This window comes from Amycolatopsis sp. M39, assembly GCF_001651785.1.
Taxonomy (GTDB): domain Bacteria; phylum Actinomycetota; class Actinomycetes; order Mycobacteriales; family Pseudonocardiaceae; genus Amycolatopsis; species Amycolatopsis rubida.
Window position 1 is genome coordinate 157,826 of the sequence record NZ_LWSF01000004.1, and the last position, 22,133, is coordinate 179,958.

Annotated in this window: 26 protein-coding genes; 6 read left to right on the plus strand and 20 right to left on the minus strand. The window is 72.0% G+C overall.

Going from position 1 to position 22,133, the window contains the following annotated elements:
- Positions 1–2: 2 nt before the first annotated feature.
- Together A4R44_RS11330 and A4R44_RS11335 are read left to right on the plus strand one after the other, a co-directional pair.
- Positions 3–311, plus strand: a complete 309-nt coding sequence (locus A4R44_RS11330) for a hypothetical protein (RefSeq protein ID WP_043833785.1) — start codon at positions 3–5, stop codon at positions 309–311.
- 10 nt (positions 312–321) lie between these two features.
- A complete protein-coding gene (locus A4R44_RS11335; protein WP_067579065.1) occupies positions 322–792 on the plus strand; it encodes a hypothetical protein in 471 nt (156 codons plus the stop codon).
- Positions 793–899: 107 nt separating this feature from the next.
- Here A4R44_RS11335 and A4R44_RS11340 read toward each other — a convergent pair whose 3' ends face one another.
- From A4R44_RS11340 to A4R44_RS11390, 11 genes are all read right to left on the minus strand, one after another.
- Positions 900–1,298, minus strand: coding sequence for a hypothetical protein (locus A4R44_RS11340; protein WP_051172424.1), 399 nt, complete (start codon positions 1,296–1,298; stop codon positions 900–902).
- A 3-nt stretch (positions 1,299–1,301) separates the two neighbouring features.
- On the minus strand, positions 1,302–1,589 hold the full coding sequence (locus A4R44_RS11345) for a hypothetical protein (protein ID WP_043833786.1): 288 nt from the start codon (positions 1,587–1,589) through the stop codon (positions 1,302–1,304).
- Position 1,590: 1 nt separating this feature from the next.
- Positions 1,591–1,839, minus strand: a complete 249-nt coding sequence (locus A4R44_RS11350; RefSeq protein WP_043833788.1) for a hypothetical protein — start codon at positions 1,837–1,839, stop codon at positions 1,591–1,593.
- Between the two features lie 11 nt (positions 1,840–1,850).
- Positions 1,851–2,078, minus strand: a complete 228-nt coding sequence (locus tag A4R44_RS11355; protein ID WP_043833789.1) for a hypothetical protein — start codon at positions 2,076–2,078, stop codon at positions 1,851–1,853.
- 14 nt (positions 2,079–2,092) lie between these two features.
- Positions 2,093–2,344, minus strand: coding sequence for a hypothetical protein (locus A4R44_RS11360; protein ID WP_043833791.1), 252 nt, complete (start codon positions 2,342–2,344; stop codon positions 2,093–2,095).
- 29 nt (positions 2,345–2,373) lie between these two features.
- Complete coding sequence (locus A4R44_RS11365; RefSeq protein ID WP_043833792.1) at positions 2,374–2,955, minus strand: SRPBCC family protein; 582 nt, start codon at positions 2,953–2,955, stop codon at positions 2,374–2,376.
- 13 nt (positions 2,956–2,968) lie between these two features.
- Positions 2,969–5,383 carry an aerobic carbon-monoxide dehydrogenase large subunit gene (locus A4R44_RS11370; protein WP_369805874.1) on the minus strand — a complete coding sequence of 805 codons (2,415 nt, stop codon included), beginning with the start codon at positions 5,381–5,383 and terminating at the stop codon, positions 2,969–2,971.
- On the minus strand, positions 5,380–5,958 hold the full coding sequence (locus A4R44_RS11375) for a (2Fe-2S)-binding protein (protein ID WP_043833794.1): 579 nt from the start codon (positions 5,956–5,958) through the stop codon (positions 5,380–5,382). Before A4R44_RS11375 ends, A4R44_RS11370 begins: the two co-directional genes overlap by 4 nt.
- Positions 5,958–6,833, minus strand: a complete 876-nt coding sequence (locus tag A4R44_RS11380) for a xanthine dehydrogenase family protein subunit M (protein ID WP_067579067.1) — start codon at positions 6,831–6,833, stop codon at positions 5,958–5,960. The genes A4R44_RS11375 and A4R44_RS11380 overlap by 1 nt, the downstream gene beginning before the upstream one ends.
- Positions 6,834–6,845: 12 nt before the next feature.
- The gene (locus A4R44_RS11385; RefSeq protein WP_043833798.1) at positions 6,846–7,145 is read right to left on the minus strand and encodes a hypothetical protein; all 300 of its coding nucleotides are present in this window, start codon (positions 7,143–7,145) and stop codon (positions 6,846–6,848) included.
- A 143-nt stretch (positions 7,146–7,288) separates the two neighbouring features.
- The gene (locus A4R44_RS11390; protein ID WP_198545251.1) at positions 7,289–8,248 is read right to left on the minus strand and encodes a LysR family transcriptional regulator; all 960 of its coding nucleotides are present in this window, start codon (positions 8,246–8,248) and stop codon (positions 7,289–7,291) included.
- A gap of 26 nt (positions 8,249–8,274) precedes the next feature.
- Between A4R44_RS11390 and A4R44_RS11395 the strand changes: the two genes are divergently transcribed.
- Complete coding sequence (locus A4R44_RS11395; protein ID WP_067579070.1) at positions 8,275–9,228, plus strand: LysR family transcriptional regulator; 954 nt, start codon at positions 8,275–8,277, stop codon at positions 9,226–9,228.
- Here the strand turns inward: A4R44_RS11395 and A4R44_RS11400 are convergent.
- The 8 genes from A4R44_RS11400 to tsaA form a co-directional block, all read right to left on the minus strand.
- Positions 9,185–10,495 (minus strand): VWA domain-containing protein, encoded by a 1,311-nt coding sequence (locus A4R44_RS11400; protein ID WP_095213282.1) that lies wholly within the window; start codon positions 10,493–10,495, stop codon positions 9,185–9,187. The genes A4R44_RS11395 and A4R44_RS11400 overlap by 44 nt on opposite strands.
- Positions 10,492–11,364, minus strand: coding sequence for a MoxR family ATPase (locus tag A4R44_RS11405; protein ID WP_067579072.1), 873 nt, complete (start codon positions 11,362–11,364; stop codon positions 10,492–10,494). The genes A4R44_RS11400 and A4R44_RS11405 overlap by 4 nt, the downstream gene beginning before the upstream one ends.
- Complete coding sequence (locus A4R44_RS50190) at positions 11,361–12,884, minus strand: NTP transferase domain-containing protein (protein WP_232791569.1); 1,524 nt, start codon at positions 12,882–12,884, stop codon at positions 11,361–11,363. The genes A4R44_RS11405 and A4R44_RS50190 overlap by 4 nt, the downstream gene beginning before the upstream one ends.
- Positions 12,885–12,903: 19 nt before the next feature.
- Positions 12,904–15,282: an aerobic carbon-monoxide dehydrogenase large subunit gene (locus A4R44_RS11420; protein WP_043833807.1), complete on the minus strand. Its 2,379-nt coding sequence runs from the start codon at positions 15,280–15,282 to the stop codon at positions 12,904–12,906.
- Entirely contained in the window at positions 15,279–15,788 is a 510-nt protein-coding gene (locus tag A4R44_RS11425; RefSeq protein ID WP_043833808.1) for a (2Fe-2S)-binding protein, read from the minus strand. Before A4R44_RS11425 ends, A4R44_RS11420 begins: the two co-directional genes overlap by 4 nt.
- A gap of 2 nt (positions 15,789–15,790) precedes the next feature.
- Complete coding sequence (locus tag A4R44_RS11430) at positions 15,791–16,681, minus strand: xanthine dehydrogenase family protein subunit M (protein WP_043833840.1); 891 nt, start codon at positions 16,679–16,681, stop codon at positions 15,791–15,793.
- Between the two features lie 111 nt (positions 16,682–16,792).
- Positions 16,793–17,842 carry an XdhC family protein gene (locus tag A4R44_RS11435; protein ID WP_369805876.1) on the minus strand — a complete coding sequence of 350 codons (1,050 nt, stop codon included), beginning with the start codon at positions 17,840–17,842 and terminating at the stop codon, positions 16,793–16,795.
- A gap of 103 nt (positions 17,843–17,945) precedes the next feature.
- Positions 17,946–18,455 (minus strand): tRNA (N6-threonylcarbamoyladenosine(37)-N6)-methyltransferase TrmO, encoded by a 510-nt coding sequence (gene tsaA, locus A4R44_RS11440; RefSeq protein WP_043833810.1) that lies wholly within the window; start codon positions 18,453–18,455, stop codon positions 17,946–17,948.
- A gap of 807 nt (positions 18,456–19,262) precedes the next feature.
- On the opposite strand from tsaA, the gene A4R44_RS52290 reads away from it, so the two are divergent.
- The 3 genes from A4R44_RS52290 (at position 19,263) to A4R44_RS50205 (ending at position 21,050) form a co-directional block, all read left to right on the plus strand.
- On the plus strand, positions 19,263–19,670 hold the full coding sequence (locus tag A4R44_RS52290) for a transposase (protein WP_067579075.1): 408 nt from the start codon (positions 19,263–19,265) through the stop codon (positions 19,668–19,670).
- 271 nt (positions 19,671–19,941) lie between these two features.
- Complete coding sequence (locus tag A4R44_RS50200; protein ID WP_232791570.1) at positions 19,942–20,643, plus strand: hypothetical protein; 702 nt, start codon at positions 19,942–19,944, stop codon at positions 20,641–20,643.
- Positions 20,644–20,681: 38 nt separating this feature from the next.
- Complete coding sequence (locus A4R44_RS50205; protein ID WP_232791571.1) at positions 20,682–21,050, plus strand: hypothetical protein; 369 nt, start codon at positions 20,682–20,684, stop codon at positions 21,048–21,050.
- 89 nt (positions 21,051–21,139) lie between these two features.
- Here A4R44_RS50205 and A4R44_RS11455 read toward each other — a convergent pair whose 3' ends face one another.
- Positions 21,140–21,613 (minus strand): ATP-binding protein, encoded by a 474-nt coding sequence (locus tag A4R44_RS11455; protein WP_051172429.1) that lies wholly within the window; start codon positions 21,611–21,613, stop codon positions 21,140–21,142.
- Positions 21,614–22,133 lie beyond the last annotated feature (520 nt).

Consider the following 22,133-nt stretch of genomic DNA (forward strand, 5'->3'; position numbering starts at 1 on the left):
AGATGCCGAGCTGGAGCGTGACCGTCGAGGCCGACGGCGATCGGCCGTTGGGCCGCGAGGAGATCGTGGCGCTGGCCGACGCCGTGGCGCGGCACGACGGGGTCGCCTCCGGGATCGGCCAGCAGACCTACGGCGTCCAGATCCTCGTCGAGGCGCCCAGCCGCGACGAGGCGGCAGAGCGGGCGAAGGAGCTTTTCGCCGAGGCGGTCAGGGAGGCGGGCCTGCCCCCGTGGCCGGTGTCGAGCTTGATTCCGATGTCCGAACAGGACGAACTGGAGGAGCTGTTCGCCCACGAGCAGCGCGAGGCGTGAGCGGGCCCCGATGATCCGTCTCGGCACGCTCGCCGGCTACTCGTTCGAAGGACCCCGGGTCCTCGCCGGATGGACCCCGCCCTCCGCGAGCGGGGTGTACGCGATCTTCTACCCCGATCCGGGCCGTCCCGGATCGGAGCGGCTCGCGGTCTGCTACGTCGGGCACACCGACGACTTCACGACCGCGGGCTTCCCGTTCCGGCATCCGGCCGCGCCCTGCTGGATCGCCCGCGCCGGCACCAAGTTCCGGCTCAAGATCGCCACGTTCGAGGTGCCCGGCGGCACCGCCGCGCACCGGGAGCAGATCACCCAGGAACTGATCGCGGTCTACCGCCCCAGCTGCAACGAACAGCAGTACGACCAGGCGTGGGAGCGGCACTGGATCGGCGATTACGACGCGCCGAACACCACCGGCCCCCTCACGACAGGACTCACCCCAGACCAATCGCGGCGCACACCCCGCCTCGACCGCGAGCCCTGACCCACCCGCATTTCGCACGCGGAAAGTCCGTGAGGGGAGCCCTGAAGGAATCTGATTCCTTCAGGGCTCCCCTCACGGACGGCTGCGGAAAAGGAGCGCGCCTGTGGTCAGGCGCCTGAGCGCGGCGGGCCGTGGCCCGCGGCGGCGGGCACGCCCTCGGGGCGGTAGCCCACGCCGTCATGCAGACGCGAGCGGCGAGTGCCCGAAGCCGGACGCGCGGGCAGGCGGTCGTCCGGGTCGGGATCGCGCCGCGGCGAGACGCCGGTGACGATGCCCTCGGCGAACCCGTAGAGCAGCGGCAGCGCGCCCGCGACGACTCCGCCGGTGCGGTTGATGTGGTCGAGACCGGGCCGGATCGGCTCGGCGTTCGCCTTGATCGCGCGCACCAGCTCCGCGCACTCCTCCAGCAGCGCCGCGACCCGGGTGAGCTGGCCGCCGACCACGAACAAGTAGCCGGCCAGCACCGCGATCAGCGCGACGATGACGAGGACGCTCGTCAGGACCATGGCTCAGGACCTCACCTTCTCGTAGACCCGGCCGAGGAACAGGTGGTGCTTGAGGCCCTCGCCCAGCACCGCCTCGACCCCCGCCGCCGTCTCGGCGATCAGGGCCGTGTCTTCGGTGTTGGCGGCGGCCGCCTTGAGCTTGTCGCGTACCTTCGTGACGCGTTTCTCGATGGTGGCGACCAGCACGACCAGGACGGTCAGCAGCCCGGCGACCGCGAGCACGACCACGATGCCGCCGATGTTGGCGATGGTCCAGAGGGTTTCGTCGGTTTCGGTGAGCGCGAGGCTCATGTCAACCACCCAGCCTTTCGCGTCCGCGCCGCAGGCCGGCGACGATGACCCCGGCGTGGTCGATGGTGGTGCGCAGTCCGGACAGGGCGGCGGTGTTGGCGACGGACTCGGCGAGCGAGTCGTCGATGTCGCCCGCCTGGCGGCCGATGCGGCGGGCCAGCAGCAGGATCGGCACCACGAGCGCGACGACGACGAGAACGACGACGATCGCGATCACGTAGCCGAGGGTCCATCCGGCGGTGGAGCTCATCGGAGGCCTCCTCAGATCGTTTCGGTGAAGTCGCGGACGGGCTTGAGGCTGGCGTTGACCGACGGCACGACGGCGGGCACCGGCCGGGTGCGGTCCGCGATCACGCGGACCCCGTCGATGACGCCGTCGAGAGTGGCGGCGGTCGCCCTCAGGTGGAAGATGACGCGGGTCAGGCCGAGTGCGGCGGCCGCGATGATCAGCGCGGCGAGGACCAGGGTGACCCAAGCTTCGGCAGGCATCCTCAGTACTCCCCTCAGCCCAGCAGCTTCGCGACGGAGCCGCCGTACCGCGCGGCGCCGACGGCGACCTCGCGCACGGTCCGGTCGGTCACCGCCAGCTGTTCCGGCACGCCGTCCAGCTCTCCGGCGAGCGCACCGCCGCCGGCGAGGATGTCGTCGGCCGCGCCGCGGATGCGCTCCAGCGCCGCCAGCACGCGGTTGAGCAACGCGACCAGGATGGGCACCACGGCCACCAGCAACAGCGCGTTGCCGATCCACCACAGCATCGGGTTCTCCTTCGATTGAGAGCGGAGCCTCAGCGCGGCTGGGGCTGGTAGGGCAGGAAGAAGCGGCTGAAGACGCGCAGCAACGCGAGCTTCACTGCCTGCAAGCCGATCGCGAGACCGCTCGCCGACTTGGCTTCGAGCTTGGACAGGTCCTCGCCGCGCTCGATCGCCTCGATCCGCCGCTGGGCGTTGTCGGCGAACTGTCCGATCAGGACGGACGTCACGTCCGAAACCATGCCGCGGCCGTACTGCGCCGCGGCACCGGACAAGGTCAGGTCGATCGAGAGATCCACCTTGGTGCCCTTCGCGACCGACAGCAGCTGTGCGGTGAGCATCAGCGAGGCGTTCCCTCGGCCCTTCTCGTCGGAGCCCGCGCCGTCGACGACCAGCTTCTTCGCCGCGTCGTCGCGTTCGAGCACTTTGGCCAGGCCGCCGAAGGCCAGCTTGACCGGGCCCATGCTGATCATGACCTTGCCCTTGTACTGGTCGTCGCCGAGGTCCTCGTTCAGGTCGGCTCCGGGCAGGCTCGCCGCGACCTGCGGGATGTCGTTGAAGAACGCCCACACCTTGTCGATCGGCTGCGGCACGACGACGTCTTTGTTGATGAGCATCGCGCGGCTCCTCTCAGTCCGTCTTCACCGGCGGCGCGCCGGACACGTCGACGCCCCTGGACAGGGCTTCGTAGACCCGGTCCGGCAGCATCGGCATGTCGACGTTGCGCACACCCAGGTGCGAAAGCGCGTTGACCACCGCGTTGACGAAGGCCGCGGGACCGCCGACGGTGGCGCACTCCCCGACGCCCTTGGCGCCGATCGGATGGTGCGGCGAGGGCGTGACGACCTCGTGCAGCTCCCAGCCCGGGGTCTCCCAGGCGGTGGGCAGCAGGTAGTCCATGAAGTTCGAGCCGACGCAGTTGCCGTCGGCGTCGAAGGTGATGAACTGCATGCTCGCCATCGCGTAGGCCTCGGTCAGGCCGCCCTGGATCTGGCCCTCGACGATGAGCGGGTTGATCCGGACGCCGCAGTCGTCGACGGCGACGAACCGCAGCACGTCCCACACCCCGGTCTCGGGGTCGATCTCGACCGTGCAGACGTACGCGGCGAACGGCCAGGTCAGGTTCGGCGGGTCGTAGTAGGAGACCGCTTCCAGGCCGGGTTCGAGTCCGTCGGGCATGTTGGAGTACGCCGCCAGGCACGCTTCCTGGATGGTCACTCCGCGCGAGGGCTGGCTGCGCACGTAGAACCGGCCGAGTTCCCATTCGACGTCCTCTTCGGACACTTCGAGCAGGTGCGCGGCGATCTTGCGGGCCTTGGCCTTGACCTTGCGCGCGGCCATCGCGATCGCGGCTCCGGCCACCGGCGTGCTCCGGGACGCGTAGGTGCCCATGCCGAACGGCGCGGTGTCGGTGTCGCCCTCCTCGACGACGATGTCGTCGGCGGGCAGGCCCAGTTCGTGGGCGACGATCTGCGCCCACGTGGTCTCGTGGCCCTGGCCCTGGGTCTTCGCGCCGGTGCGCAGCAGCGCCTTGCCGGTCATGTGGACCCGCAGTTCGGCCGAGTCGAACATCTTGATGCCGAGGATGTCGTACTCGCGGCTGTTGCCCGCGCCGAGCGGCTCGGTCATCGTCGAGATCCCGATGCCGAGCAGCCTGCCCCGCTTGCGGGCCTCGGCCTGTTCGACGAGGAAGCCCTCGTAGTCGATCTCCTTGAGCGCCAGGTCGAGCGCCTTGCCGTACTGGCCGGAGTCGGTCAGGAAGCCGTACGGCGTGCGGTGCGGGAAGTCGTCGTCCTTGACCAGGTTGAGCCTGCGGAACGCCGCCTGGTCGATGCCCGCGTCCTCGGCCGCGGCCTGGACCATCCGCTCCTGGAAGAACATCGCCTCGGTGACCCGGAACGAGCACCGGTAGGCGACGCCGCCGGGCGCCTTGGTGGTGTAGACGCCGCGCGCCGCGAGGTGGGCATACGGGACGTCGTAGGCCGCGAACGCCGAGTGCATCAGCCCGATCTTGAACTTGCTCGGCTGCGCGTCGGCGAAGAACGCCCCGTGGTCGGAGGTGGTGTTCATCTTGACCGCGAGGATCTTGCCGTCCTTGCGCATCGCGACCTGGCCGTCGAGGTAGACGTCCCGGCCGAACCCGGTCGAGATCAGGTTGCCGGTGCGGTCCTCGACCCATTTGACCGGACGCTCGGCGAGGATCGAGGCGAGGATCGCGACGACGTAGGACGGGTAGACCGGGACCTTGTTGCCGAAGCCGCCGCCGAGGTCCGGCGAGATGATCCGGATCTGGTGCTCGGGCAGTTCGGCGATCAGCGCCACGGCGGCGCGCACGATGTGCGGCGCCTGCGTGGTGAGGTAGACCGTGAGCTTCCCGGTCGACCGGTCGAAGTCCGCGATCGCCCCGCAGGCCTCCAGCGGGGAGGGATGCGAACGCGGGTAGTGCAGCTTGACCCGGGACACGACATCGGCCTCGTCGAAGGCGCGCTCGGTGCCCGCCTTGTCGCCGACCTCCCAGTCGAACACGACGTTGTCTTCCTGGCCGAGCTTGTCGTCGCGGATGAGCGGCGCGTCGGCGGCCAGCGCCTGCTCCGGGTTGACGACCGGCGGGAGGGGCTCGTACTCGACCTGGATCGCGGTGACCGCGTCCTTCGCGATGTACGGGTCGTCCGCGACGACCGCGGCGACCTCCTGGCCCTGGAACCGGACCTTGTCGGTGGCGAGCACCGCCTGCGTGTCGTAGCTGAGGGTGGGCATCCACCCGAGGTTGCGGGTCGCCAGCGCCTCGCCGGTCAGCACCAGGCGCACGCCGGGGATTTCCCAGGCCTTCGAGGTGTCGATCGACTTGATCCGGGCGTGCGCCATCGGGCTCCGCAGCACCTCCATGTGGAGCATGCCGGGCAGCACGACGTCGTCGAAGTAGTTGCCCTTGCCGCGGATGAACCGGTTGTCCTCCACGCGACGGCGGCTGGCGCCGAGGCCGCCCAGCTTGATCTCGTCCAGCGGCGGCGGCGCCGTCGGCCGTGGTTCTGCCGTCTGGGTCACCGGTGTGCTCCGTTCTGCTGTGCCGCGGTGTAGTCCGCGACGGCGTTGTGCGGGTCGTCGCCGCGTTCCTTCGCGGCGGCCCACAGCACTGCTTTGACGATGTTCTGGTAGCCGGTGCAGCGGCAGAGGTTGCCCGAGAGCGCGAACCGCACTTCGTCCTCGGTGGGGTTCGGGTTCTCGTCGAGGAGGGCGCGGGCGGACAGCATCATCCCGGGGGTGCAGAAGCCGCACTGCAGGGCGTGCTCGTCCTTGAAGCCCTCCTGCACCGGGTCGAGTTCGCTGCCCTTCGCCATGCCCTCGACGGTGGTCACGTCGCGCCCGTCGGCCTGGACGGCGAGGACGGTGCAGCTCTTGACCGGCTTGCCGTCCAGCAGCACGGTGCACGCGCCGCAGTTGGTGGTGTCGCACCCGGTGTGCGTGCCGGTGAGCTTGAGCCCCTGGCGCAGGAAGTGGGCGAGCAGCAGCCTCGGCTCGATGTCGGCCGTGCGCCGCCTGCCGTTGACCGTGACCGTGACGCGGTTGACCGGGACGTCGTCGGGAACGGGCTCGGCGATTTCGTCGAACAGGCTGGTCATCACGCCGCCCTTTCTTGATCGGTGCCAATGCCGGCCAGGATCCGCCGGACGAAGGTGTGCACGACGTGCCGCTTGTACTCGGCGCTGCCCCGGTGGTCGGATTTCGGGTTGGCGGCCTCGGCCGCGAGGTCCGCGGCGCGGGCGACGGTGTCGGCGCCGATAGGCCGGTCGAGCAACGCGCCCGCGGCGGCCTCGGCGTTGATGGTCGCGCTGCCGACGCCGGTGAGCGCGATGCCTGCCCGGACCACCCGGCCCCCGGCCAGTTCCAGGCCGACCGCGGCGCCCGCGGTCGCGAAGTCGCCGACCCGGCGCTCCAGTTTGAGGAAACCGCCGGCGACCGACCCCTTCGGCGCGGGAATCCTCGCCTCGATCGCGATCTCGTCGTAGGAGAGCACGTTCTGGAAGGGCCCGGTCACGAAGTCCCTGACCGCGATCGTGCGCCTGCCTTCGGGGCCGTACGCGACGACGGAGCCGTCGAGCGCGATCATCACCGCCGCCCAGTCGCCCTGCGGGTCGGCGTGGCACACCGAGCCGACCAGGGTGCCGCGGCTGCGCACGATCGGGTCCGCGATCAACGGCGCGGCCGCCGCCGCGGTGGGCTGGCGCCTGCCGATTTCGGCGGAGCGTTCGAGCATGCCGTGCCGGGCGAGCGCACCGATCCGGAAGGATCCGTCCGCCTCGACCTCGATGCGGTCGAGGCCCGGCAGGTTGTTGATGTCGACGAGGATCGAGGGGCTCGCGAACCGCAGTTTGAGCAAGGGGATCAGGCTCTGGCCGCCGGCCAGCACCTTGCCGTCGCTCTCGGCCTTCTGGAGCAGTTCGACGGCCTCGTCGAGCGCGCGGGGCGACGCGTAGCGGAAGCGTCCGGGGTACATGCGGGCTCTCTCCTAGCTCGTGGGGGCGCCGTCCGGGCCGTCGATGGACAGCCTGCGGCGGGGGACGTACTCGGACTGCGGGTCCGGCACGGCGACGGGCCCCGCCTCGGCCTCGGCGGGATCGGGCCGGGGCTGCTGGTGCGGCGGCCACGGGCCCTGCACCGGCTGCCCGGCGATCTTGAAGAAGTCGACCAGCTGCGAGTACGCGAAGATCGTCGGCGAGACGCCGGTGCCCTCGCGGGGCGCGTTCTCGATCAGCTCGTAGATGCGCGGGTTGCCCGGACTGTGACCGTCGGACTCGATAGCCGGCATGGGTGCGGCACCTCCTGCTGGATCTCGGCGCAGCAGCCCCGGGGAGCGCCGTCGCCACCTGAGATCCCAACCTCCCAGCGCGCACGTCGTGCGTCTATTCGCGGCTAAGCGAACGCTGAGTGCGGTCGAGGGCGCGACGGGGGTCAGGACCAGAGGGTCACGTGGACCGCCGGGCGGAACCGGCCCACGCCGGCCCCTCGGCGCTGGAGCATCGCCCTCGTCGCCCGCGGCGTCGCGACGAAGCGGCACAGCTCCGCCGCGGACGAGGGCGCCCGGTCGCCGACGAGAGTGGCGATGCTCCACCCGCCGCGGCCGCTCAGCAGCGGTCCTTCGACCCGGGCGAGCGCGCCGTTTTCGAGATCTTCGGTCACCGCGAAGCGGACGGTGAGCGCGACTCCGTGACCGCGCTTGGCCTCCTCGATCGCCGCCGCGTGGCTCTGGAAGATGCGCTGCCGCTGCTCGGGCACGCCCAAGCGGCGCAGCATCTCGGTGACCGTCCCGCCGCGCTCCATCGCCGACGGCCCGAGCAGCCAGGGCTGTTCCCGGAGCAGGCGAACCGACGGCGGCGAACTCACCGCCGGATGCCGCGGCGCCGCGACCGTGATCACCTCGTAGTTGAGGAAGTGGTTGCTCTGGACGTCGCGCCCGCCGAGCTGGTCCCGGGGCGCGATCACCACGTCCAGGCTGCGGGTGACGAGCAGGGTCTCGAACCGCCCGCTCCCGTCCGTGCTGAGCTCGACGTCGAGGTCCGCGGCCCGCTGGGTGAACGCCTCGATCAGCCCCGGCGCGGCGTATTCGGCGAAGAGTCCGGAGGCCCCGAGCCGGAGAAGGCGACGGCCCCGGCCCGCCTGTTTCACCTCCTGTATGGTGCGGTCGCGCAGGCCGAGCAGCTCGACCGAACGGCTCGCCAGCCGCAGTCCGCCCGGGGTGAAGGCGAGGCCGGAACCGGTACGGGTGAAGAGCGGGTCGCCCAGTTCCTTCCGGAGCTGGCCGACGTGCAGCGAGACCGCTGCTTCGCTCACGTCGAGTTCGGCCGCGGCCGCCTTGACCGAGCCGAGCCGCGCCACCGCGGAATACGCTTTGAGCTGCGACGGAGTCATCATCGGGTGAACGTCCTAGGAGTGAGTGGGTGACGATCCCGCAACTGCGCGCCTTCGCCGCCGTCGTGCGGTACGGCTCGGTCAAATCGGCCGCGGCGGCGCTCGGCGTCTCGGAGTCCACCGTTTCCATGCACGTCGCCCAGCTCCGCAAGGAACTCGGCGATCCGCTTTTCACGCGCACCGGTTCCGGCCTGGCGTTCACCCCGGGCGGGTTGCGGCTGGCGAGCCGTTCGGTCGAGCTGCTCGGGCTGCAGAACCGCACCGTGGAGGAGATCGGCCAGGCCGCACAGGGGCTCCGGCTGCTGCGTGTCGGCGCGACGTCGCTGTTCGCCGAACACGCGGCGCCGGGGCTGATCGAATCCTTCACCCAGCGCGCCACGGATCTCGAAGTCGAGCTGAGCGTGCACCAGGCGAGCGAGTTCGAGGAACTCCTCCGGACCAGGGCGATCGACGTCGCGATCGGGCCGCCCGTCGCGAGCCCCCGCCCGGGCCTCGTCCAGCGCGCCTTCCTGGCCTACGACGTCGAGGTCGTCACGACGCCGGACCACCCGCTCGCCGGGCGCCCGGTCTCGGCGGCCGAGCTCGCCCGCGCGACCTGGCACCTCGGCCCGTCCGCGGTCGGCCCGGCGGGTGCGATCCCGGCGATGCTCCAGCGGCTGCGCGTTCCGGAGTCGCATCAGCGGATCTTCCAGAGCGAGGCCTCGGCGCTGGAGGAGGTGCACCACGCCGCGGCGGTCGCCCCCGCGGTGGTGTTCTCGGTCTCGGCCAACCTGGCCGCGGGCAGGCTGGTGCGGGTGACCGGGCAGGGCACGAAACAGCGCGGGGTCTGGGTCGCCTCCGCCCGCGAGGAGGACCGCGAGCAGACGAGCGCGGAACTGCTGCGCTTCCTGCAGACGCCTCGGGCAACCCAGGCGATGATCAAGGGGTCCGGGGTGCCCATCAGGAGGTTCCGCCCCGCGGTCTACGTGACGCTGTGGAGCTGAGCTCGTCGACGACGCCGGCCAGTTCGGCCAGCGTCGCGGCGGGGAGCACCGAGTCGCAGTGCGGCAGCGCGGCGGCCATGCCGCCGACGAGCGGCCGGTAGCCGGGTTCTCCCGCGCGCGGATTGATCCACACGACGCGGTGCGCGCGGCGCGCGATCCGGGCCATCTCCGCCGCGAGCCGCTCCGGCGGATCGGTGTCCCAGCCGTCGGACGCGACCACCACCACGGCGCCGCGGAGCAGTTCCGCGTGGGGCGAGCGGATCAGGGTCCGCAGGCTCGAAGCGATGCGCGTGCCGCCGTACCGGTCGCCGACGAGCACGCTCGCCTCGGCGACCGCCTCGGCCGGAGTGCGCCGCCGCAACGCGGGCGAAAGCCGGGTGAGCGTGGTGCCGAACGCGAAGGTCTCCCCCGCCTCCACCGAGGCGGCCCGCATCAGGTGCAGGAACGCGGTGACATAGGGCCGCATCGACTCGCTCACGTCGCACAGGACCACCAGCCTGCGCGGGCGGTGCCGCGGCCGGGTCCGGACCAGGTGCAGCGGCTCGCCTCCGGTACGCCGCCAGCGGCGGGCCGTGCGCCGCAGGTCGAGGCGGCCGTATCGGCTCGCTTCCCGCCGCCGGGTCCGGCGCCGGTGCGCGGCGTCGCGCAGCCGGGCCCCGAGATCGGCCAGCATCCGCTCGTCGAGGTCGTCGAACGAGGCCGGGGCCGCTCGCGCTGCCGCCCACCCCGGGGCGGGCACCGGGACGGCCCGCCCGTCGGGACGGCCGGGCCCGCCGGCCGCGGTCTGGCGCGGACGCGTCACCCACGGCACCGCGCCCTCCGTTTCCGTCCCGGCCGGGGCGTTCGGCACGGCGCGGCGCGCGGCGGCGGGCCGGGTCGCCGCCAGCGTTGCGCCGGGCGCGGGCGACCCGCCGGACGGGACGCCGACGAGATCGTCGAAGACCCGGTCGTAGGCGGCGAGGTCGCCGGGACCGCACACGAGCGTGACCCTGGCGGTCCAGTACAGCCTCGAACGCCGGTCGCCCGGAGCCGCGAAGACGCCCGGCAGCGCGGCGGTCAAGGCCGCCGCGCCGCGCGGGTCGGCCGCCACTCCCGCCTCGCGGAGGCGGGCGAGGAGCAACGACGCCAGTGCCGCCAAGTCGGGCCGGTCCGGCCGTTCGGGACCAGGTGCGGCGGGGACGGCCGGGTCCGCCCGATCGCCCGCGCGCGGCCGGTTCGCGGCGCCTTTCCCTGCCTCGCGGCCGGAAAGCTCTCGGCCTGAGTTCATCCCAGCGCTCCCTCCCGGATGGCGCGCCCGACCGCGGCCAGGTCGTCCGGGGTCTTGGCGATCGCGCCGAGCGAAGGCGCCACGGCGGCGGGATCGGGGACGTCCGCCCCGAGCGCGGCGAGCACCCGTGCCCAGTCGATCGCTTCCGCCATTCCCGGCGCCTTGTCCAGGTCCAGCTCCCGCAGGCGGCTGACGCCGCGGCCGATCGCCGCGACCAGGTCCCCCGACGCGTCCGGGACCCGGTGCCGCAGGATCGCCGTGACCTGGTCGGGCCCGGGGAAATCGATCCAGTGGTAGAGGCATCGGCGGCGCAGTGCGTCGTGGAGTTCGCGAGTGCGGTTGGAAGTGAGCACGACCACCATCGGTCCCGCGGCGCGGACAGTCCCGAACTCGGGAATGGTGATCGCCCGTTCGCCGAGGAACTCCAGCAGCAGTGCCTCGAACTCGTCGTCGGCCCGGTCGATCTCGTCGATCAGCAGCACCGGCGGCACCGGCCCGTCGTGGCGCAGGCAGGCCAGCAGCGGCCGGTCTTCGAGGAATCGCTCGCTGAACAGGTCTTCCTCGCCGATGGCCGAACCCTGGGCCTCGGCCAGCCGGATCGCGAGCAGCTGCCGCTGGTAGTTCCACTCGTAAAGCGCCTCGTGCGGTCCCAGCCCCTCGTAGCACTGCAACCGGTGCAACCGCGACCCGAGCGCGCGGGCGAGCGCGGCCGCGGCGCCGGTCTTGCCGACGCCCGGCTCTCCCTCAAGCAGCAGCGGCAACCCGAGGTCGACGGCCAGGTGCAGGGCAGTCGCCAGCCCCTCGTCGACCAAGTGGTCCTCGGCCAGCAGTGCGCGTCGCACCGCGTCGGGACTGTCGAGGCGGGTCACCGCGCCTCCCTCGCGCCGCCGACGAGCCGCTCGTAGTCGGCCCAGGTGTCCACGTCCGGCGGCACCGGCCCGGCGGCGCGATGGACCGCGAGGTCGTCGCCCGCCCGGTCGACCAGCTTCCAGACGCCCTTGTCGCCGTGCAGGGTCGCGAGTTCGCCGAACAGCTCGCGGCCCAGCCAGAAGGGATGCCCGATACCGTCGTCATACGCCGTGACGCCGATCGGGCGGTGCGCCGCGACCGCGACCAGCGCGGCGACGTCGGCGGGCCGCACCGTCGGCTGGTCGCCGAGCAGAAGTGCGACGCCGTGCGCGCTGTCGTGCACGGCCGGGAGCGCCGCCGCGATGGACGACGAGCATCCCTCGCCGTACGACGGGTTGCGCACGACCTCCGTGCCGGACAGGTCCACCGTCTCCTCGACCTGCTCGGCCGCCCCGCCGAGCGTCACGAGGAGCTGGCCGAACCCGCATCGGCGGGCGGTCGCGAGAGTCGCGTCCAGCAGTGTGCCGCCCGCATAGGGCAGCAGCTGCTTCGGCCTGCCGAGCCGGCGCGAGCCGCCCGCCGCCAGTACCAGGCCCGTCACCCGGCCGAGAGCTGCTCCGTCCCCGGTCATCCCACGCTCACGCTGTGCTCGGCCTTGAACGCGTCGCGGCAGCCTGGGCGGCAGAAGTAGTAGTCGGTCCCGTCGACGTCGAGATGGATCGCGTCCGGCGCGACCANCGACCACGACGTTCATGCCGCAGACCGGGTCGGTCGCGACCGCAGGCCGGGCGGACGGCGGCGGCTCCGAGCCCTCGTGCCCGGCGGCGTCCCGGGCGCGCAGCACGGACACGATCTCGGCGAGGATCGACAGCGCGATCTCCTCCGGCGTTCCCGCGCTGATCGGGAGACCGGCCGGGGTGTGCACCCGGGCCCGCTGGTCCTCGTCCAGCCCGGTCTCGTCGAGCACGGCGTGCCCGCGCACCGTGCTCGCCACCAGTCCGACATACGGCACCTCGGCGGCCAGCGCCGCCCGCAGGTCGTCGGGCTCGGGACCGCCGTGCCGGGCGATCACCACCGCGGCCGCCCCGGCGGCGGTCGCGCCGTCCTCGTCGCTGGTCGCCTCGTACCCGACCGCGCCGGCGAGGTCGGCGACCGCCCGGGCGATGGGCGAGGTGCCGACGACGTGGACGACCGGCGCGGGCAGCACCGGCTCAAGGTAGATCTCCACCGCGCCGCCGGACAGGCAGGGGTTGACCTCCACCCGGGCGCCATCGGTCGCGGGGAACTCCGGACCGCCCTCCGGCAGCACCCGCAGCAGCAGGCTGGCGCCGTCGCGGAGCACGTCCAGCGCGGCGAGCTTCACCGAGGCGAGGGTGCACTGGCCGCCGACGAATCCCTCGAGGGTGCCGTCCTCCAGCACGATCGCGTGGTCGCCGGTGCTCACCGACGTCGGCGCCGCGGCACGGACGACAGTCGCGTGGACGAACGGCCTGCGGGCCGCGACCAGTTCGGCTTGGCGCCGGGCAAGGTGTGTGTTCATCGCGCTCCTCCTTGAGCGGTCAGCTGGGTGGCGTGGGGTTCCCCTGCATGGCCTCCCACACCCGGCCGGGGGTGAGGGGCATGTCGGCATGACGCACGCCGTAGGGCTGGAGCGCGTCGAGCACGGCGTTGACCACCGCGGGCGGCGAGCCGACCGTGGAGGATTCGCCGACGCCTTTGGCTCCGATCGGGTGGTGCGGCGAGGCGATGTAGGTCGCGCCGGTCTCCCAGTCGGGGACCTCCAGCGCGGTCGGGATGAGGTAGTCCATCAGCGAACCGGCGAGGCAGTTGCCGTCCTCGTCGTAGCCGACGTACTCCATCAGCGCGATCCCGACGCCGTCGGTGAGCCCGCGGTGCACCTGCCCCTCGACCACGGCCTCGTTGATCCGGGTGCCGCAGTCGTCCACCGCGATGAAGCGGCGCACGGCGACCTTGCCGGTGCCCGGGTCCACGTCGACCACGCACAGGTAGGCGCCATAGGGGTAGGTGAGGTTCTCGGGGTTGTAGGAGACGCTCGCTTCGAGGCCGCCCTCCAGCGGCTCGCCGTCGGGTCCGGCCGGCAGGTCGCGGGCGCCGTACGCGCGGGCCGCGACCTCCGCGATGGTCACCGCCGTGCCAGGGTCGCCCTTCACCCGGTAGGCGCCGTCGGCCCACTCCATGTCGGCCACCGCCGCCTCCAGCACGGACGAGGCGAGCAGCCGGCCCTTCTCCCGCACCTTCCGCGCGGCGAGCACGGCGGCGGCACCCGAGACAGGGGTCGACCGGCTGCCGTAAGTGCCGAGCCCGAACGGCGTCAGATCGGTGTCGCCGTGCACGACGTCCACGTCGTCGACCGGGATTCCGAGTTCCTCGGACACGATCTGGGCGAACGTGGTCTCGTGGCCCTGGCCCTGCGACTGCACCGAGATCCGGACCACCGCCTTGCCGGTCGGGTACACCCGCAGCTCGCAGCCGTCGGCCATGCCGAGGCCCGCCATGTCCATGTCCTTGCGCGGGCCGGCCCCGACCGCCTCGGTGAAGAACGAGACGCCGATCCCCATCAGCTCGCCCCGCGCCCGGCGCTCGGCCTGTTCGGCGCGCAGCTCGTCGTACCCGGCGATCCGGACCGCCTCGGCCATCGCGGCCGGGTAGTCCCCCGAGTCGTAGACCCAGCCGGTGCGGGTGGTGTAGGGAAACGCGTCGGGCCGGATGAAGTTGCGGCGCCGGAGCTCGACCGGATCGATGCCCAGTTCGCGGGCGAGCAGGTCGACCATCCGCTCGACGAGGTACACCGCCTCGGCGATCCGGAACGAGCAGGCGTAGGCCACCCCGCCCGGCGCCTTGTTGGTGTGCACCGCCGTGACCGCGCAGTGCGCGGCCTCGATGTCGTAGCTGCCGGTGAACACCCCGAAGAACCCGGCGGGGTATTTCGTCGGCGTCGCGGCCGCGTTGAACGCGCCGTGATCGGCCAGCACCTGGCTGCGCAACCCGAGGATCCGCCCGTCGCGGGTGGCGGCGATCTCGCCGCGCATCACGTAGTCGCGCGCGAAGGTCGAGCTGACCAGATTCTCGGTGCGGTCCTCCATCCACTTCACCGGACGGCCGGTGAGCATCGACCCGACGATCGCGCACAGGTAGCCCGGATAGATCGGGACCTTGTTGCCGAAACCGCCGCCGACATCGGGCGAGATCACCCGGATCCGGTGTTCCGGCAGCCCCGCGATGACGGCGTAGAGCGTGCGATGGGCGTGCGGCGCCTGGCTGGTGGACCAGAGAGTGAGCCGCCGGTCGATGCGGTCGTAGTCGGCGACCGCGCCGCAGGTCTCCATCGGCGCCGGGTGGATCCGCGGGTAGACCATGTCCTGGGCGAGGGTGACCTCGGCCCGTTCGAACACCGCCGCGGTGGCGGCGGCGTCGCCGCTCTCCCACTCGAAACAGAGGTTGTCGGTGCGCCCTTCGACGTCGTCGCGGACGAGCGGCGCGCCGGGGGCGAGGGCGGTGCGGGCGTCGACGACCGGCGGCAGGACGTCGTACTCGACTTCGATCAGCTCCAGCGCGTCGCGCGCGGAGTACCGGTCCTCCGCCACGACGAACGCGACTTCCTGGCCCTGGAACCGCACCTTGTCGGTCACCAGCACCGCCTGCGTGTCCGCGGACAGCGTCGGCATCCAGGCGAGGCCGCGCTCGGCGAGGTCGGCACCGGTGACGACGGCCTTCACCTTGGGATGCGCCTGCGCGGCGGTCGTGTCGATGCTCGCGATCCTGGCGTGGGCCACCGGTGCCCGGAGCACCGCGAGGTGCAGCATGCCCGGCAGCTGGACATCGTCGACGTACGTGCCGCGGCCGCGGACGAAGCGCGGCGCCTCCCGCAGCGTCCGCCTCCCGAACCCGTGTTCCGCTGGATCGAGGGCGGCGCTCATGTCGCGGTCCCGACGACAGGCCACGGCAGGTCCGGTTCGGGCACGACCTCCGGGTGCTCGGCCGCCCAGCGGACCGACCGGACGATGCTCGCGTAGCCGGTGCACCGGCAGATCTGCCCGGAGATCGCCTCCCGGATCACGGGCTCCTCCGGGTCGGGGTCGCGGTCGAGGAGGGCGCGCGCGGTCATCAGCATCCCGGGCGTGCAGAAGCCGCACTGGAGCCCGTGGCATTCGATGAAGCCCTGCTGGACGGGGTCGAGGAACCCGTCGCGTTCGAGATCCTCGACGGTGCGCACGTCATGCCCGGAGGCCATCGCGGCGAGCACTGTGCACGACTTGACCGGCTCGCCGTCATAGAGCACCACACACGTGCCGCAGTTGCTGGTGTCACAGCCCCAATGCGTGCCGGTCAGGCCGAGCACGTCGCGCAGGAAGTGGACCAGCAGCAGCCGCGGCTCCACCTCGCGGACGACGTGTTCGCCGTTGACCGTGATTCCCACCTGCATCGTCAGGCCCTCCCCTCGGCCCTGGCGAGGATCCGGTCGCGGGCGGTCGCGAGCGTGCGACGGGTGAGCTCGGCGGCGAGGTGGCGCTTGTACGCCGCGCTGCCCCGGCTGTCGGTGACCGGCTGGCAGCTCTCGGCGGCGATCCGGCCGGCGATGTCGAACGCCCCGGCGTCCGGCTCGCTCCCCCGCAGCGCGGCGGAGATCTCGGGAATGCCGGTGGTGCTCGGCCCGACCGCGGCGAGCCCGACCCGCGCGTCGGCGATCCGGCCGTGCCGGTCGAGCCACAGCGCGGCGCCCGCGGCGGTGACCGCCCAGGCGCCCGAGCGGAGGTCGACCTTGGCGTAGGCGTTGCTGCCGCCCGGGCGGATCGGGAGCCGGACCTCGATCAGCATCTCGGCCTGGCCGACCGCGGTCTCGTAGGGCCCGCGGTAGAACTGCTCCATCGGCACGACCCGGTCGCCCCGCGAATCCCGGATCACGCAGCTGGCGTTCAGCGTCGTGCACACCGACAAAAGGTCCTCGGCCGGGTCGGCCTGGCACAGCGCGCCGCCGAGGGTGCCGCGGTTGCGCACCGGCGGGTCCGCGATGACCCGCTCGGCGTCGCGGAAGATCGGGAAGTGCTCGTGCAGCTCGTCCGATTCGAGCAGCTCGCGGTGCCGGGTCATGGCCCCGATCCGGACCTGCTGCCCGACCCGCCGGACGTAGCCGAGCTCGCCGTGCAGGTCGTTGATGTCGACGAGGTATTCCGGGTTGGCCAGCCGCAGCTTCATCATCGGCAGCAGGCTGTGCCCGCCCGCGATGATCCGTGCCTCGCCGCCCAGCCGCTCCAGCAGCCGGATCGCGTCGGCCGCGCTCGTCGCCCGCTCGTATTCCAGTGGCGCCGGGACCTGCATGTCCACCTCCGTTCCGCAACCCGCTCGAAGCGTTCGACCGGGCTTTGTGACCGTACGCTCGGGCGGGTCACTCCGGTCGTGCGTGGATCGGGCCGCTGGTGACGCCGAGGCTCACGGCGGCGCCGTCGCACTGAGCCGCGATGATCTCGGCGGCGATCGAGACAGCGGTCTCGGNGGGCTGTGCAGCCGGGCGAAGTCGGTCTCGGCGGCGCCGGCCTCGCGCAGCCGGCGAAGCCGGTCCTCGTGCGTGCGCCGCGAGCCCATCGCCCCGAGGAAGCAGCCGGCCGGCATCCGGAACGCCTCCATCAGGACCGGCACGTCGAACTTCGGGTCGTGGGTGAGCACGCAGACGACCGTGCGGTCGTCGACGCGGCCCTCGTCGATCTCGCGGGCGAGATACCGGCTCGGCCACTCGACGACCAGTTCGTCGGCGTCGGGGAACCGGGCCCGGGTAGCGAAGACCGGCCGCGCGTCGCAGACGGTGACGTGGAAGCCGAGCAGCTTGCCCTGCCGGGCCGTCGCCGCGGCGAAGTCGATGGCACCGAACACGAGCATTCGCGGTGCGGGGGCGTACGAGGCGACGTACACCTCGATGCCCTCGCCCTGCCGCTCCCACCCCGGGCCGTACTCCAGAGTGGTGTTGAGGCCCGCCGCGAGCAGCCCGCGGGCGTCGGCGGCCACCAGGCGGTCGACTTCCGCGGCGCCGAGGCTGCCCTCGGCCGAACCATGGCGTACGACGAGACGCCGGCCCACCTGCCGCGGATCGGGGTGCCGGATGACCGTGACCGTCCCGACCGCCCGCCCCGCCGCGATGTCGTCGGCCACCCCTTCGAGTTCCGGGTAGCGCGTGCGGTCGACCGGCTCGACGAACACGTCGAGAATTCCGCCGCAGGTGAGGCCGGCCTCGAACGCCTCGTCGTCGCTGACCCCGTAGCGCCGCAGCACCGGGACGCCCGTCTCGACTACCTCCGCGGCGAGTTCGTAGACCGCGCCTTCGACACAGCCGCCGGATACCGATCCCACCGCCGCGCCGTCGGCCCGGCGCAGCAAGGAAGCGCCCACCGGACGTGGCGCCGACTTCATAGTGCGCACGACAGTGGCCAGACCGGCTGCCCGGCCGGCTCGCCAGTCCTCGACGAGTTCGGGCACGACTTCCTGCATGCTGCGATCGTGACGGCCGCCACGCCCCCTTTCAACGACGACCTCAGCATTTACTGAATCCGCCGCCCGAGCCTCCGGCGCGGACCCCGCGAACGGGCACGCGTCACTGCGCGCCGGGCGTGAGATCCGCCGGAGTGGCGCCTTCGCGGAGCGGGACGGTGTCGAGCCATCCGCAGCGGGGTTCGCCGGGCGGCCGGTCGAATTCCGCGACATACGGTTTGAGGTCGATGACCGGCGTGCCGTCGACCAGATCGACGCCCGCGAAGCGCACGTTCCGGCCGGTGACGTCGAGAATCCGGACCAGGCTCAGCCCGATCGGGTTGACCCGGCGCGGCCCGCGGGTGGCGAACACCCCGATCTGCCGCGGCGTGGGCCGCAGCAGGAAGGGCACCTGGGTCATCGGCGGCGGGCCGCCGGGATCGTCATTGCGGTGCAGCCAGCTCAACAGCCAGGCGTAGTCGAAGCCGTCGAGGTCGGCGAGCCCGGCGGCGTAAGGCTCGGCGATTTCGAGGACGCCCTCCTCGGCACGGTTGAGCGCGGCCTGCACCGGCGTCCGGTCCCGCCGCCGCCGGGGCGTGCGGACGACCCCGATCGGCTCCAGCGGGCAGCTCACCGGCCCGCCCGGGCGAGAGGGGTCCCGACGAGGTGCCCGGGGTTGCGGATCGACATCGAACCTCCGTTTCGCGAACGTGCGCCCAGGATAGGGCTCGCGACAGCGGGAGCAACGCGGCGCGGCCGTCTCGGCGGCGCCGGGCAGGGACGACCCCGCGCTGCTTCGCGTTCATCAGGTTCCCGGCGGCTTCCCCGCGCCCGGGCATGCTCGGCAGCTTCCCGGAGCCTCGGTTCGCGGTCGCCCGGCCCCTGTCGCTCCGGGGGACACAGCACCGGATTCCTCCACTGAGCGAGCCGTTCCCCCGCGCTTCGTGAACGCGGGGCGGTCGCACCCCGCGCCTCTTCAGCACCTCCCGGAACGGACCGGTTCGCGATTCCGGTTGCTTGCCGCCCAGCCACGGAACCAGGACGGTCCGTTCCTCCGGGTTCGAGGTCTCGGCCCAGACCCGCTCGACCTCGGCCACCGGCACCGCCCGGGGGCCGCAGGGAGCCCTTGGCGATCTCCCCGGCGAGGGCAGGCAGTTCGGCCAGGATTCCGCGCAGGCCCACCGAACCCTGGCCGCTGCCGACGATCTGCAGGCCCGACGCGCGCAGAGCGGCCGACGGAACCGGTGCCTCCGCTCCCGCGACCGAGCCGATCTGCACCCAGGACAACGGTTTTCCGCGATCGGCGCGGCCGGTCACGACCGCGCCGATCGCGTCCGACGCGGGCTTGCCCCAGAGGTAAGCGACCTCAGCGTGCTGCCCTGGCAGCGGGAACCCGACACCGCCTGGGCGCGGGAAGGCAAGCGCCGCCGCGCGGGTCCCGGTGTCCTGGCCCGCCGCCGAGGGCGACCGGGTCGCCGGCTTCAGCCTGCGGCGCGTGCGCGAGGCCGGAATCCCGGCCCGGCGACGAGCCTCGAAAGCCGGGACCGCCCTGCTCGACCGCTGGCTGCTGGTCCAACGGGACAACGAGAAACCCGCCACGCCCGCGCACCTGTGGCTGGCCAGCTTGCCCGGCACCGCCCGCCCCGCCCTCCAGCGCCTGATCCGGCTCGCCAAAACCCGCTGGGCCATCGAAACCGGCTACCGCGAACTCAAAGACACCCTCGGCATCGACCACTTCGAAGGCCGCACCTGGCCCGGCTGGCACCGCCACGTCACCCTCGTCACCGCAGCACTGCTCTTCCTCGCCGAACACCGCGCCCGCACACCAAAACACGCGGCCCCGGCCTGACACTCGGACAGACCGCCCTGCTCCCGCAGAACCTGCTCACCAGCTGGACCGGGGCCTGCGCACTATGCCAACAACAACCCCCACCCGGACAAAGCCCTATCAGATTCCCTCAAGGGCCTTCACGGAGCGTCCGCACCGCGTGACGTCGACGGCGCTGTCGCGGCATCTGGGGGGCGAGGTTGCGTTTCGGTGTGCAGTCACACGGACGCGCCACCCGAGGCTGCGCCCGGCGTCTTCCCCTCAGGGGGAAGATCCGGGCAGGGGGTGGGAAATGGCACGCTTGGCCGGCAAACCGGGAACGTGGTTGTCGGTGGCCGTCGCGGTGGCGCTGGCGGCTGTCGCACTGGTGGTGCTCGACGGCCGTCCGCCGCCGGACGGAAAGCCGCTGCCCTCAGCGGCCCCGCCGTCCCGGGACGCGGCGTGGATGCACAGACTGGCACCGGGCGAGAAGCCGCCGCAGTTCGTGCTGTTCTCCTTCGACGGCGCGGGATCCCACGAGCATTGGCGACGCGTGCTGCCGCTGGCGAAGTCCGTGCACGCGCACTTCAGCGGGTTCCTGTCGGGCATCTATTTGCTGCCCGATTCCCAGCGGGACCGTTACGCCGGGCCGGGGCATCGGCCGGGCAAGGCGTCGATCGGGTTCGGCGGTTCCGAGGACGACGTGCGCACGCTCGTGGCGGACCTGAACACGGCCGTGGACCAGGGCGAGGAGATCGGCACGCACTACAACGGCCACTTCTGCACCGGCTCCGAGCCGAGCGCGGACGCTGGAACACGACCGCATGGGACAACGAGCTGCGGCAGTTCTTCGCTTTCGTCGACGCCGCACGCGCCGGGCGCGGCCTGCGCGTCGACCCGGCGACGATCAAGGGCGGCCGCACCCCGTGCCTGGAGGGCGATTGGGCCCAGGCGTTCCCGGCGATGCGCCAGGCGGGGCTGCGCTACGACTCCAGCCAGCCCTCGGACGGGGTGAGGTGGCCGGCCCAGGCGAACGGCATCTGGGAGTTCTGGATGCCGTATGTGAAGGTTCCGGCGCTGCACAAGAAAGTCATCATGATGGACTACAACCTGTGGTTCCAGTTCAACCACGCGCGGGAGGACAGCTCCCGCACCGCGGAGTACACCCAGGACACTTTGGACACCTACCGCAGAGCCTACGAAGCGGCGTTCACCGGCAACCGCGCACCGCTGGTGGTGGCCAACCACTTCAACGACTGGGCGGGCGGCGCCTTCGCGAAGGCCACGGAAAGCTTCATGGGCGAGGTGTGCGTCAAACCGGAGACCGTGTGCGCCACCTACAGCGAGGTCATGCGGTGGATGTCGCTGCAAGACCCGGCCACGCTGGACAAGTACCGTGCTATGCCCGCGGCACAACCCTGACCGGACCGGGCAGCCGCGCGCTGACGGTGCGGGCGGGGTCGGCTTCCTCTCCTCGCGCGCCGCTCCGCAGCGGCTGGAAAGACCGCCCGTCAGGAAGCGCTCAGGGCACCATCGGGATGGCCCGGTGACACGCTTCGTCCCTGCTCAGGCGAAGCGGCGGCGTCGAGCGCGAACTCGGCCCAGACTGTCTTGTGCCGCGCGAAACTGCGGACCCCCCAGCACGAGGCGAGCCGATCGACCAAGACCAGCCCCCGTCCGCCGGTGTGGTCAGGAGACCGCAACCTGGGCATCGCGGACGACGCGTCGTCGACCTCGATCCGGAACACGCCGCGCCCATGATCGGCGGTCAGGCGGCACTTCGCCGGGGCCGCCCCGTGCCGGCAGGCGTTGCCGGCGAGCTCGTCGGCGACGAGGACCGCGTCGGAAGTCAGGAAACCGTCCCGGCCGGCCAGCAGCCGCTGAACCGCGCGGCGGATCTCGCGCAGCGACGTCGGCCCCAGATCACAGCAGAATTCCACGGACAACGACTCGCGGTCTGCGGTGCGGGGAATGCGTGCCAGCATATTTCACCCACCCTCGACTATCGCGACAGACACCAGGACGTGCAGCGAATCGCAAAGTACCCGAGCGGCGAAGGCAAACAGACGAGCCAGCCCGTGGCTGTCTTCCCCTCCAGGTCTTGATCGAACTCCTGGAAGACCCGACCGCGCCCGCCGAAGCGGCATCAGGACCATGTCCGTCACCGGCTCACGATGGACGCCGCGTACCGCGCCTGCCACGGTCAGGCTTGGCACCAAGCTCCCCGGCACAGCTCACGGCCTGGACCGAACGCGCTGCTGCGACCCGAGCCGCCGGCCGCCACCGCTGTATACACCCGCCAATGCCGCAGTTCAGCCCCGATCGACCTTGATTCCGGCACCCCGGCGGCTGGCTCCAGCGACTGCACAATGCGAGCCCCGCGACCACCAAAGGCGCTATTTTTCCCGGCCGCAGTCGCGTGGCTCGGCTAGGCTCATCGGCAGGACATCCCCGAGTGCGGGATGCATCACCGGATTCCTCCACTGAGCGAGCGCTTACAATGAA

Coding starts and splice junctions, on each gene's coding strand:
- A4R44_RS11355 (WP_043833789.1), bottom strand. CDS start 2,078: ATGCCTGCCGAAGCTTGGGTCACCCTGGTCCTCGCCGCGCTGATCATC.
- A4R44_RS11430 (WP_043833840.1), bottom strand. CDS start 16,681: ATGCAGGTCCCGGCGCCACTGGAATACGAGCGGGCGACGAGCGCGGCC.
- A4R44_RS11390 (WP_198545251.1), bottom strand. CDS start 8,248: ATGATGACTCCGTCGCAGCTCAAAGCGTATTCCGCGGTGGCGCGGCTC.
- A4R44_RS11425 (WP_043833808.1), bottom strand. CDS start 15,788: ATGCAGGTGGGAATCACGGTCAACGGCGAACACGTCGTCCGCGAGGTG.
- A4R44_RS11350 (WP_043833788.1), bottom strand. CDS start 1,839: ATGAGCTCCACCGCCGGATGGACCCTCGGCTACGTGATCGCGATCGTC.
- A4R44_RS11420 (WP_043833807.1), bottom strand. CDS start 15,282: ATGAGCGCCGCCCTCGATCCAGCGGAACACGGGTTCGGGAGGCGGACG.
- A4R44_RS50205 (WP_232791571.1), top strand. CDS start 20,682: ATGCCGTATGTGAAGGTTCCGGCGCTGCACAAGAAAGTCATCATGATG.
- A4R44_RS11365 (WP_043833792.1), bottom strand. CDS start 2,955: ATGCTCATCAACAAAGACGTCGTCGTGCCGCAGCCGATCGACAAGGTG.
- A4R44_RS11330 (WP_043833785.1), top strand. CDS start 3: ATGCCGAGCTGGAGCGTGACCGTCGAGGCCGACGGCGATCGGCCGTTG.
- A4R44_RS11360 (WP_043833791.1), bottom strand. CDS start 2,344: ATGCTGTGGTGGATCGGCAACGCGCTGTTGCTGGTGGCCGTGGTGCCC.
- A4R44_RS11380 (WP_067579067.1), bottom strand. CDS start 6,833: ATGTACCCCGGACGCTTCCGCTACGCGTCGCCCCGCGCGCTCGACGAG.
- A4R44_RS11455 (WP_051172429.1), bottom strand. CDS start 21,613: ATGCTGGCACGCATTCCCCGCACCGCAGACCGCGAGTCGTTGTCCGTG.
- A4R44_RS11400 (WP_095213282.1), bottom strand. CDS start 10,495: ATGAACTCAGGCCGAGAGCTTTCCGGCCGCGAGGCAGGGAAAGGCGCC.
- A4R44_RS50200 (WP_232791570.1), top strand. CDS start 19,942: ATGGCACGCTTGGCCGGCAAACCGGGAACGTGGTTGTCGGTGGCCGTC.
- A4R44_RS11335 (WP_067579065.1), top strand. CDS start 322: ATGATCCGTCTCGGCACGCTCGCCGGCTACTCGTTCGAAGGACCCCGG.
- A4R44_RS11385 (WP_043833798.1), bottom strand. CDS start 7,145: ATGCCGGCTATCGAGTCCGACGGTCACAGTCCGGGCAACCCGCGCATC.
- A4R44_RS11375 (WP_043833794.1), bottom strand. CDS start 5,958: ATGACCAGCCTGTTCGACGAAATCGCCGAGCCCGTTCCCGACGACGTC.
- A4R44_RS11345 (WP_043833786.1), bottom strand. CDS start 1,589: ATGAGCCTCGCGCTCACCGAAACCGACGAAACCCTCTGGACCATCGCC.
- A4R44_RS11340 (WP_051172424.1), bottom strand. CDS start 1,298: ATGGTCCTGACGAGCGTCCTCGTCATCGTCGCGCTGATCGCGGTGCTG.